General features: G+C 32.7%; 19 protein-coding genes. 5 read left to right on the top strand and 14 right to left on the bottom strand.

All coding sequences use genetic code 11. The features are described 5' to 3' along the window. Positions 1-37 precede the first annotated feature (37 nt). Positions 38-496, bottom strand: coding sequence for a division/cell wall cluster transcriptional repressor MraZ (mraZ, locus tag CQ022_RS13205; protein WP_047426278.1), 459 nt, complete (start codon positions 494-496; stop codon positions 38-40). A 272-nt stretch (positions 497-768) separates the two neighbouring features. On the opposite strand from mraZ, the gene CQ022_RS13200 reads away from it, so the two are divergent. From CQ022_RS13200 to CQ022_RS13190, 3 genes are all read left to right on the top strand, one after another. Continuing rightward, positions 769-1530, top strand: a complete 762-nt coding sequence (locus CQ022_RS13200; RefSeq protein ID WP_105682840.1) for an alpha/beta fold hydrolase — start codon at positions 769-771, stop codon at positions 1528-1530. Positions 1531-1592: 62 nt separating this feature from the next. After that, complete coding sequence (gene yihA / locus CQ022_RS13195; RefSeq protein ID WP_105683392.1) at positions 1593-2216, top strand: ribosome biogenesis GTP-binding protein YihA/YsxC; 624 nt, start codon at positions 1593-1595, stop codon at positions 2214-2216. Continuing rightward, the gene (locus tag CQ022_RS13190) at positions 2209-2658 is read left to right on the top strand and encodes a GNAT family N-acetyltransferase (RefSeq protein WP_105682839.1); all 450 of its coding nucleotides are present in this window, start codon (positions 2209-2211) and stop codon (positions 2656-2658) included. The genes yihA and CQ022_RS13190 overlap by 8 nt, the downstream gene beginning before the upstream one ends. Positions 2659-2720: 62 nt before the next feature. Here CQ022_RS13190 and CQ022_RS13185 read toward each other — a convergent pair whose 3' ends face one another. From CQ022_RS13185 to CQ022_RS22980, 13 genes are all read right to left on the bottom strand, one after another. After that, the gene (locus tag CQ022_RS13185; RefSeq protein WP_105682838.1) at positions 2721-3608 is read right to left on the bottom strand and encodes a hypothetical protein; all 888 of its coding nucleotides are present in this window, start codon (positions 3606-3608) and stop codon (positions 2721-2723) included. 10 nt (positions 3609-3618) lie between these two features. Then, the gene (locus CQ022_RS13180; RefSeq protein WP_105682837.1) at positions 3619-4959 is read right to left on the bottom strand and encodes a beta-carotene 15,15'-monooxygenase; all 1341 of its coding nucleotides are present in this window, start codon (positions 4957-4959) and stop codon (positions 3619-3621) included. 6 nt (positions 4960-4965) lie between these two features. Further along, positions 4966-5373, bottom strand: a complete 408-nt coding sequence (locus CQ022_RS13175; RefSeq protein WP_105682836.1) for a hypothetical protein — start codon at positions 5371-5373, stop codon at positions 4966-4968. 5 nt (positions 5374-5378) lie between these two features. Then, positions 5379-5780 carry a DUF6804 family protein gene (locus tag CQ022_RS13170; protein WP_105682835.1) on the bottom strand — a complete coding sequence of 134 codons (402 nt, stop codon included), beginning with the start codon at positions 5778-5780 and terminating at the stop codon, positions 5379-5381. Positions 5781-5788: 8 nt separating this feature from the next. Beyond that, on the bottom strand, positions 5789-6004 hold the full coding sequence (locus CQ022_RS13165) for a TM2 domain-containing protein (RefSeq protein WP_105682834.1): 216 nt from the start codon (positions 6002-6004) through the stop codon (positions 5789-5791). 3 nt (positions 6005-6007) lie between these two features. Further along, the gene (locus CQ022_RS13160) at positions 6008-6634 is read right to left on the bottom strand and encodes a PH domain-containing protein (RefSeq protein WP_105682833.1); all 627 of its coding nucleotides are present in this window, start codon (positions 6632-6634) and stop codon (positions 6008-6010) included. 15 nt (positions 6635-6649) lie between these two features. Beyond that, positions 6650-7177: an SH3 domain-containing protein gene (locus tag CQ022_RS13155; RefSeq protein WP_105682832.1), complete on the bottom strand. Its 528-nt coding sequence runs from the start codon at positions 7175-7177 to the stop codon at positions 6650-6652. 12 nt (positions 7178-7189) lie between these two features. Beyond that, the gene (locus tag CQ022_RS13150; RefSeq protein ID WP_105682831.1) at positions 7190-8260 is read right to left on the bottom strand and encodes a type I restriction endonuclease; all 1071 of its coding nucleotides are present in this window, start codon (positions 8258-8260) and stop codon (positions 7190-7192) included. 4 nt (positions 8261-8264) lie between these two features. Next, on the bottom strand, positions 8265-8603 hold the full coding sequence (locus tag CQ022_RS13145; RefSeq protein WP_105682830.1) for a YegP family protein: 339 nt from the start codon (positions 8601-8603) through the stop codon (positions 8265-8267). A gap of 10 nt (positions 8604-8613) precedes the next feature. Beyond that, positions 8614-8820, bottom strand: a complete 207-nt coding sequence (locus tag CQ022_RS13140; RefSeq protein ID WP_105682829.1) for a hypothetical protein — start codon at positions 8818-8820, stop codon at positions 8614-8616. 144 nt (positions 8821-8964) lie between these two features. Continuing rightward, on the bottom strand, positions 8965-9627 hold the full coding sequence (locus CQ022_RS13135; RefSeq protein ID WP_105682828.1) for a response regulator: 663 nt from the start codon (positions 9625-9627) through the stop codon (positions 8965-8967). Continuing rightward, on the bottom strand, positions 9620-11278 hold the full coding sequence (locus CQ022_RS13130; protein ID WP_105682827.1) for an ATP-binding protein: 1659 nt from the start codon (positions 11276-11278) through the stop codon (positions 9620-9622). The genes CQ022_RS13135 and CQ022_RS13130 overlap by 8 nt, the downstream gene beginning before the upstream one ends. A 115-nt stretch (positions 11279-11393) precedes the next feature. After that, complete coding sequence (locus CQ022_RS22980) at positions 11394-11558, bottom strand: hypothetical protein (RefSeq protein ID WP_165791664.1); 165 nt, start codon at positions 11556-11558, stop codon at positions 11394-11396. Between the two features lie 411 nt (positions 11559-11969). Between CQ022_RS22980 and CQ022_RS13115 the strand changes: the two genes are divergently transcribed. Further along, positions 11970-12797, top strand: a complete 828-nt coding sequence (locus CQ022_RS13115; protein WP_105682824.1) for a hypothetical protein — start codon at positions 11970-11972, stop codon at positions 12795-12797. A 74-nt stretch (positions 12798-12871) separates the two neighbouring features. Then, on the top strand, positions 12872-14662 hold the full coding sequence (locus CQ022_RS13110; protein WP_105682823.1) for a metallophosphoesterase family protein: 1791 nt from the start codon (positions 12872-12874) through the stop codon (positions 14660-14662). The last annotated feature ends 97 nt before the right edge of the window (positions 14663-14759 follow it).

The raw sequence follows: 14759 nt of genomic DNA, 5'->3' as shown, positions 1-14759 counted from the left end.
TTTTTTATTTACTATATAATCAATTAATAAGCTACAGTTATTCTTCATCGAAAGAGCCCATCACATCTTCGGCAAGGCTTGCAAAATCAGCTTCATTAGTAGCAATTACCTTTTCATAAGCTTCTTTGTCCCAAATCTCGAAGAGTTCTCCTGCGCTGGTGATCACAATCTCTTTCTGGAGATTTGCGAAAACCGTCAGGTCTTTAGAGATCTGTAGTCTTCCTGCATTGTCCAATTCTACTGTTTTTACTCCTGCCGTAAACATTCGTATGAAATCAGCATTCTTTTTTATGAATCTGTTCAGTTTATTAATTTTACCCATCAGTTTGTCCCATGCATTCATAGGATAAACCTCCAGACAAGGTTGGAACACAGATCTTTTGACTACAAACGCCTTATCGTCGAAGTTTTCCATCTGTTTGATTAAAGATGAAGGAACTTTTAAGCGGCCTTTGTCGTCAATTTTACACTCATATGTCCCAATGAAATTTTTCATTTGGGACAAATTTATATAATAATTTCCAAAATTTCCCACTTTTTCCCACTTTTTGACTCAATGTTAATAAGTTTTATTAAAGATTGAATTTCAATAATGTAAAATACTGATATGAAGACACTTGTTGAAAGTGTTATTTGTGCCATAATAAAGCCGTTTTGAAAAAAAAAGTTAAAAAGGAGAATATTATATTATTTTTATCTTAAATTAGGATAATCAAAATTTTTTTGAGGTTTAATTTGTATTTTTGCAGGGCTTTATTAAGGCGTTTTATGATATTTAGTACAAAAAAAGAAAAGAAATATTCCTATGTAGAAGCGGGAGAAGGACATCCATTAGTGCTGTTGCACGGGTTAATGGGTGGTTTGAGTAATTTCGATAAAATGGTAGATTTTTTTTCGGATAGAGGCTTCAAAGTATATGTTCCTCAGTTGCCGATCTACGATCTGCCGGTACTCAATACGAATCTTACCACTATCGCAAAATATATTATCAAGTTTATAGAGAGCCATATTTCGGGTCCTGTTACTATTGTAGGAAACTCAATGGGAGGACATGTAGGGCTTATTCTGACTTTGGCAAGACCTGATCTGGTAAAAAATCTGGTTCTTACAGGAAGCTCCGGACTATATGAAAGAACTTTCGGGGACAGTTTTCCGAGAAAGAACGACCGTTCTTACATCAGAAAGAAGACGGAAGAAGTTTTCTATGATCCTAAGGTGGCAACAGAAGATCTTGTAGATGAAGTTTTTGCAGTAGTGAATGACAGAATGAAAGGAATCAAGACCGTAATGCTGGCAAGAAGTGCCATCAAACACAATATGTTGAACGATCTTCCGAAGATTGTGACACCTACCTGCCTGATCTGGGGTAAACAGGATAATGTAACCCCTCCGGAAGTGGCAGAAGATATGCACAAGTTTATTCCTAATTCTGATTTATTCTGGATTGATAAATGCGGGCATGCCGCCATGATGGAAAAACCAGAAGAGTTCAATGAAATCCTATACAACTGGGTAAAAGATAAAGTTTAAAACATATAAATAACCATTAAGAGCTTTTCTTAATGGTTTATTTTTCTAAAATACATTCAAAAATGATTATTAAAACAGCAGCGTTTGTAAAGAGTAGTGGAAAATGGCAGGAATGCCCTGAACCCAATATTCCTGAATATGCTTTTATCGGAAGGTCAAACGTGGGAAAATCATCACTCATCAATGCGATGATGAACCATAAAGATTTGGCTAAAACTTCGGGGACTCCGGGAAAAACTCAGCTGATCAATCATTTTTTGGTGAATGAGAACTGGTATCTTACGGATTTACCAGGATATGGGTATGCAAAGGTTTCAAAGGTTCAGCGAAAGGATTTTGAAAAGCTGATCACGAACTATATTCTCAACAGAAGAAATCTTGTCAATCTTTTTGTATTGGTAGATATAAGACACACTCCACAGAAAATAGACCTGGAATTTATCCAATGGTGTGGGGAAAGTGGGATCCCGTTTTCCATTGTATTTACAAAGGCTGATAAACTAAAGCCGAATGTTGCTGTTAAAAATGTTGAAGATTATAAAACTGAGCTTCATAAGAGCTGGGAAGATCTTCCTGAACTGTATATTACCTCAGCAGAAAAGAAAGAAGGAGGAGACAACATTCTTAATTTTATACAAAAGACCAATGAATTTCTAACGAATAATAATATAAGTTTCGATGAGTAATATGGTCTGGAAAATCAAAACGTTTGATGAGTTCACTGTTCCGGAATTGTATTCGGTACTGAAGGCACGTATTGATGTTTTCGTTATTGAGCAGAACTGTCCTTATCCTGATCTTGATAATTATGATCAGAAAGCAGTTCATATCTGGGCAGAAGAAGACGGACAGGTACTGGCATACTGCCGTGTCTTTGACAAAGGGATAAAGTATGATGAAACTTCTTTCGGCAGGGTGCTGACTACAGAGCAGGCGAGAGGAAAAAGCCTGGGAAAACAGTTAATACAATATGCTGTGGAAACCATAGAAAACCGTTTTCATACTTCTGAAATCAAAATATCTGCACAGGATTATCTGTTAAGATTTTATAGTGGATTCGGATTTGTAGATACAGGAAAAAAATATCTGGAAGATGATATTCCACATACGGAAATGATAAGAAAATAAATAAAAGCGAAGAATAAAATTCTTCGCTTTTTTTGATAGTTAAATATATATTGGATGTGCTTTTATTTTCCTGAAATTGTTTTTAAGATAATGGGTTCCAAGTTGGAAGGAAGGTCGGCAGATTTGATTTGGTATTTTTTGATTTTCATTTCTTTAAACATATTTTCCCAATATTCTTTAATAACGGCTTCTTCAAAAGGATTTCCTTTTTCGGGATTGATTCCTAAAATGATAACTTCAAGGTTACTTAGATTTTCATTTGCTTTTACAAAACCATAGCCTTTTTTTTCAATGGTATTTTTAAAGTCAGAGCTTGTTAGATTGTTGGCTTTTATGAGCTTGGTAGTTAGATAAGAGGTTTTGCTTCCTTCTGCAAATTTTGTGTTTTCATGATACATATATCCGTCTGTTAGAATGAACAGAATATTTCTTTTATCTTGTTTTATACAATAATCGTTGACCTTGTTTTTAAAGAATTCCCAAATATCTGAGCCTACAAATTTTCCGTCTTTTATAGCTGACTGATAAATGTTTAAAGGTAATTCAGCATATTTTTTATCTACAGAATCAAAATACCTTCGGGGAATATCTTTATTGAAAGAAACTTTCAGCTCTTTTGTGAAATCATTTATCTTAGGGTCAGAAGGTTCCGGATTGAAGAAAACCTGCATTTGATCATCGTATGTGATGATTTTCTTGGATTTAATATGATTGATGAATCCTTTTTCAATGGCTTTGATGTATTCCACATCTCGTAGGTAATATTCCATTGTTGGGTTCGGATTTGTTTTAGGATCAATTCTATCAGAAAGGTCAATTAAAATACTTAGATTGATGTTGTTTGAGTCAACAACAATAGAATCTTTCTTTTCTGTATTTGTTCCGTCATTCTTGCCTTTGCAACAAGAAACCAAAGAAATAATGAATAATACATAGAATATCTTTTTCATAATTTGTCAGTTATAAAGATGATAAATACACTAAATTCTGATTATCGGAATTAGCTCCCACGGTTTCCAAATTGGTATTGTAGGTGGCAATACAGTCATCAATCATTGTTTGTTTTTCTGTTCTTGATACTGCTATTTTTTCACCGATAAAAGTGATCCAGCCCTGAACATATTCTGATGCATACAATTTGTAATCTTTGGTAGGAATAATAACTCCGTCAATAATGTTCTGAAGCTCTTCGATTCTTCCCCGGGTTTTGATAACAGTTTCTTTTATTGTTCCGATACTGGCAAGGATTTCCTCGATTTCTTTTTTCAAAACATTGATCTTTTCCTGAAAGAATTCAACTCTTTTCTGTCTGATTTCCTGCTCGTTTTTGATCTTATCCTTTTCACGATTTTCTTTCATTACAAAATCGAAAACCAGTCCCCAGATAATGTAAACAATGAATCCAGCGAAAATAATTGCCCAAAATCTAATTTGAGTAAAAGCTATTTTAAGATTAAATGGTGGAGATCCAAATACTTTTTCAAAATTGTATATTCTAAATTCAATAAGATATGCTAAAATGACATCAAAAATAAAAGTAACGGCTAATAATACACCTACTTTTATGTAATTGGCTTTGGTTTTATTTTCCCAAAACATATGTATTAAATAACCCAAACCAAGAAATACAAATGGAATTAATGTTACAAATGCAACCTCAATAAAGCCATCATTCCAAGCTTTTTCCCAAGCTTTTGCATCTAAAACATTTTGTATTATAGTACTTTTAGCATCAAAGCTTTTAAAGAAAGCTGAATATGAAGTTGATATATAAAATGTTGTTAAATATAAAGTGATAGGAATCAAAAGAATCAGGCCGATCCAAAATTTCGCAGAAGCTCCTCTTGTCGCTTTTACATTGTATTTTTCTGGGTTTCTGGGAAGATCAAGGATCTCAGCTTTTAAAGCTTCAATTGTGTGTTGATGATTCTCAATTTCAGTAGTTTTGTTTTTTAATTGTTCGTCTTTGGTTTCCTGTGAAACAAACAAAGCTTTGATCTCGGTTTCCCTATTTTTCTGTTCATTTACATAGGATTCTTTTAGGTTTTTCTGTTTTTCAACCATTTCTTTTTCTTCATTCTGAAATTTTGAATAAACGGCATCCAGGCAGATAGATAGAGTAGAATGATTTCCGTTGGTTCGCGAGCTGTCTCTGTATCCCGATTCATGATAGGTTCTTTTCCGGGTTTCTTCCAGAGACTCATCGTAGTGATTGTCATTATTTTGTGGAAATGGTTCCGGTTGGGGTTCTAATGGAACGGATTTGAGTTTGAATAAATTTTTTATACTGATAGTGTCCATGATGGGTTAGTTTTTTAGTTCATATAAAATTTCACTTTTGTTCTTTCCGACCCTTACGGCTTCAATGAGATAGTCTACAATTGCCGTTACATTTTCTTCCAAAAAGCCAAACATAAGAACATATTTTTGCATTGCAACATATTCGTTTGGAGAAACAATACCGTCTGCCCAAATCATAACAGTGAGATCATATAAATAATCTATTTTTTCTTCAATAGTTTGGGGAACCAATGATTTTAAATTGATTGGATTTAAAAGAATTTCATCCAGATTTTTTGAGGGTATTCCCCGTTCTTCAGCACACCTATAGAGCATTTTGAGTTCTAATGCACTGAAATCATCGTCACAGATAGCCATTTGATACAGTCGTAAAAAATGAGCTTTAAGATTTTCTGTTATTTGATTGTTTTCCATGATGGTTATTCTTCTTTTGGGTTTTTAGGATTAATAATTCTGTCTCTTGAAACAGTTTTTTGGTGAATGGGTATTGAAGGTTCTGTGGTTTCTTCGGTAACTTCTTCATCCTTTTTTTGTTCTTTTCTTTCTATGAAATTGATCAATAAGAACAGAATCCCCGTTATAGTATCAATAGGAATCCAAATACTTTTTCGATACAGATAAATGGGGAAAACAGGGTTGAAAAGAATAAGAATGATCAGAAAAATTATACTAAAATAATGTTGTTTAAAGCTTAAAGTATGGTATAAAACCAATAAAGCTCCGATGGAAATAAGAATTCTGAGGAAAGTATAATATTCTATGGGAAGTCTAAAAATACCGATGAAACAACATAACGCACAGAAGGTGAGAAATGGTTTCATATTGCTGTTTAAAATCCTGTTTTGAAATTATATTTACAATTGAAACGGTTTTCAGACATAAAAATAAGTACGAAGAAATCAAAAAACGCAATTAATGCGGGAATGAATGTCCAACAAAATACCAGATAAAGTATTCCCATACCATTTTGACCTAAGTAAAATCTGTGAATGCCTAATCCTCCGAGGAGAAAAGCAAGTAATGCGGCGGTAGATTTTGATTTCATAATTTAAACTCTTGATAAAACTTCGTTCTTTTTTATTTCAAACTCTTCAGGAGAGATAATTCCGTTCTCTTTTAAGTCTTTTAATTTCTGCAATAAGGCAAAAGGGTCTTCATTTTCTATTAATAATGGTTTTTTTTCCTCCTGAAATTGTTGTGGTTGTGTGATAATAGGGGTAGCATTATTCACAGTAACCCCTCCTGCTGATGCTCTCAAAGTTTCAAGATTTTTTTCTCTTCTCAGACCGCGCATTCTTTCTTCTACTTCCTGTGCAAACTGGTATAGTTTTCTGGCTTGGTTTTTAGGAAGATAATCCATCATATTGGTGAAGTTTGTTGTTGTTCTCATAATAAAGGTAGCACCAACGATTCCTTCCTTGATGTGGCAATCAGCTATATCTACCCAGTTGTAATCCTGAAAATCCATTGATAAACCGAAGGTTTTTGGCCTACAGAAAATGATTCTTCTGTTGGTGAGAGCAATACAATCCGGAGATAAATTGATTACAGGTTTCTTCTGAACAGCTATGTATTCTACAGCTTCTTGTGAAGTAAGAAGACTGTTGATTCTTCCTAAAAGCTTTTCAACGGCTTGAGGATCCTGTTCCTCATTTAAAAAATTCTTTAAGTTCATATTATTTTGTTTTGATTATTTTACATCTTTATAATAAACATATCCTGTTTTTCCACTTGATTCAACTTGTACTTTGTACCACGAGCCTTCTTTGGAAAGTTGAATCAGTTTGGCTTTTTTAGGCACTGTTGTTATTATTTTAGATTTTAAGGATGGCTTCTCGTAAATATTTGTTACTTCTATTCCTGCAATATATCTGTTGTTGGAATTAATGTTGAGATTAACCTTATCAATAAACACCTTTGGCGGTTTATTGGATTTTGCTTTTGAGGATTTATATGAATCAGAAGGCTTGTATTTTTCAGACTTACTTTTTTTACTGGATCTACCTGATGATGAGCTTCTTCCGGAATATCCGCCTCCACAAACGCCACAAGTTCCACCGCCACTACAATGACCACATCTTGAGCAGTTGGAACAGGCTGTACAATAGGAAGAACCTGTACATCTTCCGCCGTGTCCCACATTGTCATTGGCTTTCAAACAAGAATTTAAAAGAAATAAGCTAAAGACGACTATGATGAAAGAAATTAGTGTTTTCATGGTTATTATTTTTTATGAATAATTTTCTAATGTCTGGTGAAGCTGATTCCTATAATTGTAGATTTCATCGAGAGTGTTTAACAAAACCTTTTCTCCTGCATCTTTTCCATTGTGAAAAGTTTCTAAATATTTATTTGTTGTATTAAAATGTAGTCTACAAATCGGTTTTCTATTGTTGTCATCCAACAAAATCCCGAAATATGAAAGCGTATCCCTGTAAGCAATTCTGGAAGATGGAATTTTCTCTCTCAGAATTGCTTTTACAATTTGAAATCCTTCCAATTCTTCTTCCGTTGTTATAATTTTAGAATCATTATTCTCATCTATTGGTTGTGACGTTTTTACATCATCTTCTCTCTTTTCTATCTGTTCATTGATGCTTAATGCAGATTTCAGCCGGAAGCTGATGGATTCATTAATAGAAGTAGTTAAGGCCTTTTTAGCATATTCTTTAAAAGAAACCATTCTGTTAGCCGTTAGAGGTTTTTCAAAAAAGCGATTTACTAAAAGTTTTACCAATTCATCAGATGGATTTTCGATTTCTTTTTCGAATTCTTTTCTGATAGCTTTGATGTATTTTAAAGCTTCCGCCGAATCAAGAATATTTTCTAAATTATAATCTTTCTTGGTGAAGCTTTCCAGAATTTTAATGGAACTATCTTTTAAATCTTCAATATTAATGGTGAAGAATGGTTTTTCATCCATAATATTAGGCTTTTCCAGATCTGTATAAAAGTTGTACACAATACCATTAGTCAAAACACCAAATCTCGTTTTCGAAACATGATAATATCTGTGAAGTTGCGAGTTGTGAGCATCTGCACTTTCTTTCCAATGTTTACATTCGATAATGAAGATGGGCTCATCGTTATTTTTGATAACATAATCTACTTTTTCACCTTTTTTCGTCCCAATGTCGCAAATGTATTCGGGGACAACTTCCGTGGGATTGAAAATATCATAACCCAGGATTTGTATAAAAGGCATTACAAAAGCATTTTTTGTAGCTTCTTCCGTTCCTATCTGTTCCTTCAGACCGATTACTTTCTGATGTAACTGATCAAGCTTAATTTTGAGATCCATAGTATTATTTTTTTAAAGTCTCATCAACGATTTCTGCCGTTGGAGCATTTGCTTTTACGGATGCAATACCATTTTCCAGTCCTGACTTTGAGCTGTACATTTGACTGTTCCCGATGATTTCTCCGTTTCTTGCTTTTAAAACGAAATAATCTTTTCTGTTTTTCGCCACCTTTTTGTCATATCTCGAAAGGTCCTGTGAATTTATTTTTACAGATTCAATTCCTTTTTGACAAGATGCTTTCTGGACATATCCTTCGCTCGTTAAAATAATTTCGCCATTTCCGGCCTTCAGATTAAACTGATACTCATTGTTGATTCTTTGTGTGATGATGAATTTTCCCATAATTATTATTTTAACTTATGTGACATTCGTTAGAACACGTTTTGCAGCCGTTCGATTTCAAATAATCTCTTTTTGCTTCTCTTACGGCGTCTTTACAAGACGAAAACTGACCTAAATATTTTCTGTTATCAATGCTCGGGAGATATATACAGTTTTCATGATGTACTTCATGGTCTCCATTTGTTTGAGCTTTTTTGTTTACATAGTACTTTTTCATAATAAAAATTGTTTATTGTTTTAACATTCCAAAAATATGAGCATTAAATCTTGATTCATTACGGAAAACCGTAAACGGAGATTACTTCATAAAAAAACCTTCCAGAAATGCTGAAAGGCTATTAGTTTTTTGAGAAAAAGAAAGTTATATAATGCCAATGTCTTTACATATGACAATTAATTCAATATTGTTTTTGGCACCCAGCTCAAAACGAAGATCGTTTAATCTTTTTTCTATGGCGCTTCTACTATCCGGGGTTATTTTATTTTCTTTAAAATAAGTTTCAATTTCACTTTGCTTCCACCCTTTAGAAAGAAGCTCAATAAGATTTTCATCATATTCTGTAAACTCAAAAGATGTATTTCTTATAGAATTTAAAATCTCTTGTGGAATAACCGTTTCGCCTGAGAAAACTTTTTTTATTGTATTTCGGAGGTCTTTTCCATCATTTCTCCCCTTGCTTACAAAACCATTAATATTCTGTATTTTAAAAAGATCATCAATAATTTTGGGTTTCTTTTCTATGGAAAAAGCAATGACTTTCAAATTTGGCTGAATTTTTTTAACTTCTTCAATTAATTTCTGGCCAGAATTGATTTTTTGTTCTATATGATCTTTATCGAAAGATAAATCTGTAATTAAAAGATCATAAGAAACATTGTCTGTAGCGGCTGTTTTTATTTTTTGAAAAGCATCATCACAATAGTTTACAAAATCAAAAGTCTGAATCTGTAATTCTGTAAGCGTATTTACAACACCTAAATTTCTGACTTCGTGATCTTCGGCTATAAGGACTTTTTTAAACATATTTTGATTGTATTGGAATGGTTATTTGAACAATTAATCCACCTGTTGGATTTTTTTCAAAAGTAATATCTCCTCCAACGCTTTCAATACGGTTTTCCGTATTGTGAATTCCTGTTCCTTTTTGTTGGTCTAAATTATTGATACCTATACCATTGTCTGTGTATTTTATTTTCAAATTGTTATTGTCTTTCTCAAATCTTACAGAAGCTAATTTCGCCTGACTGTGTTTTTTCATATTTACAAGTATCTCTCTGAGAGTATAATAAAGCTCAAGCTGTGTATTGTACGAGATACTTTCCCAAATATTCTCTTTGTATCCTAGCGGTAAAACCTTTTGTTCATCAGAAGAATAAGAAGTAATCATATTAATAAAACGTAATGCAAAATCTTTTTCTGCAATATTCTCATGGGAAATGTCTCTAGACTCTTCATACATTTTTTCAATATCATTAAGAATTTTTGTTTTGTCCATTTCAGGATTATTCTGAACATCAATCATCATGTGATAAAGCCCATTAGCTACTACATCATGCACTTTTTTAGACATTTTGAGCTGTGTGTTTTTTACTTCAATTTCTTTTTCTTGTTGAAGGCCTTTTTGTCTTTTTTTATACCACATTATAATAAGTGTTAGTACAACTAAAACTACTATCAGAATACCTATGGCAATATACTGAGTTAGGATATGATTTTTATTCTGGGCATTTTGCTTTTTTATTTGTTCAGTATCAAACTTTATAAGTGCAAACTGATTTTTAGAGTTGTTTCTTTCTGTTTGAAGACTATCTGCTAGTGTAGTATATCTATTGAAGAATTTTTTATAACTGTGTGGATCTAATGTAATAATTTTCTGTAGAGCCTCTAGCTGATCATCAGGACTCTTTATTTTTTTTGATATTTCATACATTTTGTTTGCATGAAATAAGGCTTTCTCAGAATTTTTATTCATGAAATAGTTACTTAGGTGAGAATGACTGGAATTCTGACCCCAAAGATCATTTTCATTTTCTCGTATTTTCAATGCCTTTAAAAGTTCTGGTTCTGGACTATAAGATGGATCTGATAGCCACTTTGATGTTGTAAGGTTAGTTAATGCAGTGGGATAGATTTGGTTATTTTGTGTTTTAGACCGACTTATTATATTTTTATAAATTTTAATAGCCTGAGTATATTGTTTATTTTCTTTGTAAATACGGCTAAGATTATTTAATGCAATTAACTTTGATGATTCATCAACTGCGAATTTTAATGCTAATTTGCTAAATTTAATGGCATTTTTATAATCTCTTAAATTATCACTTGAAATTCCAAGATTTATATAGTTGGAATAAATATCAGAAAATTGGTTTTTATCATTTTCATCAAAATTTTTGATAGCTCGTGTAGAAAGCGACTGCCCATTGTAGTAATCTCCTTTATTGGTTGATATTATTGCCATTTGAATAAGACATTTTCCTTCTTTGATTTTATTTTCATTTTTAAGAAAAACTTCTTTGGCCTTGTCAAAATATACATATGCACTATCTTCATTTTTTTTTTCCAGAAAAGTATATGCTTTTTCATAAAATTGATTAGTATCGTTTTGTGAATTTTCTTTTTTGCAGGAATATAGAAAACTTAATATGGTCAGTAAAAAGAAAAGTTTTTTCATGGAAAAAAGTTTACTGCAAATTAATAAAAAAAGACAGATTGTGTAGATCTGTCCTTTTTTATTTATTAAGTAGAATAATAAAACAGGAGAAAGTTAATATTTCTCCCGTTTCAGATTATTTTTTAGGTGGAACTTGTATTGTATCTCCTCCAGTGTCACTACCTCCCGTATCTGGATCTTCTCCCATACCTAACCCCTGAGTTGTTACTGTTGTTGGGTTGTTATCATTTATAGTTGTTGTATTGGCATTATTGTTTGAGAATGCTAAACCGAATAGCATCAATATCATCTCGATCATGGGTCAAAAAATTTATTGTTAAAGCATTCGTATTCTTCCCTGCGAAACAGATCACAGACAGTGTTATACGGTTAAAAAAAATGAAGCGCTTCTAAATTTTTTGGGAAGTGAACCTTCAAAAACGGAGGAGAAACATCTGCTTCCCAACCCGGAGTTTTCCTCCATTTTATCTGGTGATTTCAAAATCAGTTTTGTAAATTTGTTTTTGTATTTTGTTTTAATTATTTGTTTATCACTGATTTTGATATGACAAAGATGAGGAAGAAAGGGAGGCAAGTGTTAGACAAGGTATGGACATTAATGGACAAGAAATGAAGAGTATTTCGTTACGGAAAGCCGTAATGCGACACGGTTAAAAATCACCTATTTTGTAACTGCCTTTAAAAATTAATTATGTCCAAGAAAAAGCTACTAATTCATGAAGTATTTAGAAAAGCACAGAATGACTTTCCCAACAAGGGAACAAAAAGTGGTTGGTCAAATGAACTTTCTGACTATTTTGAGAAAACCTGGAACTTTATTATTCATGAAAGAACATTAACTAGGTATTATAATTCTTGTATAAGAGATAACAATGAGCCAGATATCATAGACAAAGAAATTCTGGATAAACTTAGTCAATATGTAGAGTTTAAGAATTTTGCTCATTTTTCTACATCATTTAGCAGGAAGGATGAAGACACAAGGTCTACTACAGTACGTATAGATGTGGGTGATTATAATGTATCACAATCAGAAAAAGAAAAAGGTATCAAGATTATAATTACTCAGCATTTTAATATTCCCGAGTTTGTAAAAAAAAATGGGGTAGGAATTGTAGGAATCATTTTGATAGCAAGTGCTTTTGCGGGAAATAAATATTTTCCAAGTGTTGAAAAAAGTGATTTATCAAATAATCCTTTAAGTGTTTTCTCTGGAACTAGCCTGGACATAGATAAAAAATATATGTATTGGAACGGGGAAAGATATATTGCTACTAATGATAATTATATTGGACCAATATATCGAATCATTGCAATGGATAAAGAGTTGTTTAGTCATTTTAAAAAGATCACCAGACCAGATACATTAACTCTTGTGAATTCCTTAGGAAAGGTATGGTGCTCTAAATATAATAATGAGGTTAGTTTTTTTACAATGGATGGTGTTGATCCAGACAATAACAAAGAATTAAAACTGGCAACTGATCATATGATCTTAACTTATGGCAAGGGAGAATAAATTTCTTTCACAATAATTTAAAATACAATTAAAACAAATCTTTATCTATTCCTGTAATTTCGTCTTATTTTAAGATGAATAAAATACTATTCTCCGTTTTACTTTTTATATCTGCACTTTTCTCAGCACAGAAACCTGTACAGGTTGCATTTCTTTCCGATGTGCATTTCCAGGATCTATATGGAAGCTTTTCGGATCATGAATTTAAAGGAATTATAAATCCTAAAACAGGAAAACCCACCATTTTGAGAACCATGGATTCTCAATTGCATTCCACAAGAATTTTTAATGAGAATTATTTAGCCTTTCTCAAAGCTCTGGATGATATTGCCGCAAAAGGAATTAAGATTGTAGCAATGCCGGGTGATTTCTCAGATGACGGACAGGCTTATAACCTTCGTGGTCTTCATAGAATATTACAAAAATATCATGAAACGTATGGGATTAATTTTTATTTAACTACAGGAAACCATGATCCGGTGGGACCATTTCGAAATGATGGAGGGAAAAGTGATTTTCTTGGAAAGGAGGGAAAAGCGCTGGGAATTTACAGCAAAGAAAATATTGGGACCTCAGCAGATAAGGTGATTACAAAAGATATTGCAGAATCCGGATATCTCGAAATTCTGAATGAGTTAAAAGATTTTGGCTTCTCCCCCAAAAAAGAAGATTTGTTTTGGAGTACTCCTTTTGATAATAATTCATTTAAAAATTACTCTTACAAAAAAGGATTACAGTCTGCGGCGTATTCCAAAAGAATGTATGAAGTGACTAAAGGTTTTTCTGTTCCGGATTTGAGTTATGTTGTTGAACCTGTGAAAGATGTGTGGTTGGTTGCTATTGATGGTAATACTTATATCCCGAAAAATATCAATGAAAGTTTTGAAAATCCTTCAAACTATAAAGGTGCAAGTATTGGCTATAATAATGTTCTGACCAACAAACAACATTTAATTCAATGGGTTAAAAAACTGGCCGCCGAAGCGAAGAAAAATAATAAAACCCTCATTGCATTTACGCATTATCCTATGATTGATTTCAATGATGGAGCAACCAGTGAACTTACAAATGTATTGGGTGAAAAAAAGTGGCAGCTGGAGCGTGTTCCTCAGGAAGAAGTGGCTAGAGTATTTGCTGAAGCAGGATTGCAGATTCATTTTGCAGGGCATATGCATATTAATGATACGGGAATAAGTAAAACAGGAGACCATATTTTAGTGAATGTTCAGGTGCCCTCATTGGCGGCTTATCTGCCTGCGTATAAAATTCTGACCATACAATCGCCTGATAAGATGGACGTTCAAACTCAGATTTTAAATGAGGTTCCGAATTTTGATGAGTTATTTCCTTTATATGAAAAAGAATACAATGCTTTACAACATGATACCACCAAAATACTTTGGAATAAAGACATTTTAAAAACAAAATCATATCACGACTTTATGCTTTTTCATTTAAAAGAACTAGTTCGTTTAAGAATGATTCCCGATGACTGGCCAAAAGATTTTATTGAGAAAACCAAGAACCTTACTGGTGAAGATCTTTTGTTGCTGATTCAAAATAAAGATCAGCTGAAAGAGAAAGCAATCAGGTCTGAAGACTTTAAAAAATGGTCTTTTGATGATTTGTTATTGGACGTGTATAAATTTCAATCAGCGGATGAACTGGCAAAAAAAGATATTCCGGAGGAAAGGCTGAAGCAGTATGAGATGTTGGAGAAACTATACAAAATGCATGATTCGGAAGGGGATTCATTGATTCAGCAATTAAAATCTGTTTTTACAATTCTTTCATTGCTTTCCCATGGAGATCCTGCAGACCATTTTGAAATAGATTTGAAAAGAAAAGAAATAATAAAGCTGTAATTATTATGCTTCCTCAATACTCAACTTATGTTCAATAAAATAGTTGTGCCTATTCGTGAAAAGCATTAGTGTTATTTGTGTTTAAACAAAAAGAAAG

The organism is Chryseobacterium culicis (assembly GCF_002979755.1).
Lineage (GTDB): Bacteria > Bacteroidota > Bacteroidia > Flavobacteriales > Weeksellaceae > Chryseobacterium > Chryseobacterium culicis_A.
This window is presented reverse-complemented; position numbering and strand designations above follow the sequence as displayed.

Coding starts and splice junctions, on each gene's coding strand:
- CQ022_RS13150 (WP_105682831.1), bottom strand. CDS start 8,260: ATGGATCTCAAAATTAAGCTTGATCAGTTACATCAGAAAGTAATCGGT.
- CQ022_RS13130 (WP_105682827.1), bottom strand. CDS start 11,278: ATGAAAAAACTTTTCTTTTTACTGACCATATTAAGTTTTCTATATTCC.
- CQ022_RS13145 (WP_105682830.1), bottom strand. CDS start 8,603: ATGGGAAAATTCATCATCACACAAAGAATCAACAATGAGTATCAGTTT.
- CQ022_RS13180 (WP_105682837.1), bottom strand. CDS start 4,959: ATGGACACTATCAGTATAAAAAATTTATTCAAACTCAAATCCGTTCCA.
- CQ022_RS13115 (WP_105682824.1), top strand. CDS start 11,970: ATGTCCAAGAAAAAGCTACTAATTCATGAAGTATTTAGAAAAGCACAG.
- CQ022_RS22980 (WP_165791664.1), bottom strand. CDS start 11,558: ATGCTATTCGGTTTAGCATTCTCAAACAATAATGCCAATACAACAACT.
- CQ022_RS13170 (WP_105682835.1), bottom strand. CDS start 5,780: ATGAAACCATTTCTCACCTTCTGTGCGTTATGTTGTTTCATCGGTATT.
- yihA (WP_105683392.1), top strand. CDS start 1,593: ATGATTATTAAAACAGCAGCGTTTGTAAAGAGTAGTGGAAAATGGCAG.
- CQ022_RS13110 (WP_105682823.1), top strand. CDS start 12,872: ATGAATAAAATACTATTCTCCGTTTTACTTTTTATATCTGCACTTTTC.
- mraZ (WP_047426278.1), bottom strand. CDS start 496: ATGAAAAATTTCATTGGGACATATGAGTGTAAAATTGACGACAAAGGC.
- CQ022_RS13190 (WP_105682839.1), top strand. CDS start 2,209: ATGAGTAATATGGTCTGGAAAATCAAAACGTTTGATGAGTTCACTGTT.
- CQ022_RS13140 (WP_105682829.1), bottom strand. CDS start 8,820: ATGAAAAAGTACTATGTAAACAAAAAAGCTCAAACAAATGGAGACCAT.
- CQ022_RS13200 (WP_105682840.1), top strand. CDS start 769: ATGATATTTAGTACAAAAAAAGAAAAGAAATATTCCTATGTAGAAGCG.
- CQ022_RS13165 (WP_105682834.1), bottom strand. CDS start 6,004: ATGAAATCAAAATCTACCGCCGCATTACTTGCTTTTCTCCTCGGAGGA.
- CQ022_RS13155 (WP_105682832.1), bottom strand. CDS start 7,177: ATGAAAACACTAATTTCTTTCATCATAGTCGTCTTTAGCTTATTTCTT.
- CQ022_RS13185 (WP_105682838.1), bottom strand. CDS start 3,608: ATGAAAAAGATATTCTATGTATTATTCATTATTTCTTTGGTTTCTTGT.
- CQ022_RS13175 (WP_105682836.1), bottom strand. CDS start 5,373: ATGGAAAACAATCAAATAACAGAAAATCTTAAAGCTCATTTTTTACGA.
- CQ022_RS13160 (WP_105682833.1), bottom strand. CDS start 6,634: ATGAACTTAAAGAATTTTTTAAATGAGGAACAGGATCCTCAAGCCGTT.
- CQ022_RS13135 (WP_105682828.1), bottom strand. CDS start 9,627: ATGTTTAAAAAAGTCCTTATAGCCGAAGATCACGAAGTCAGAAATTTA.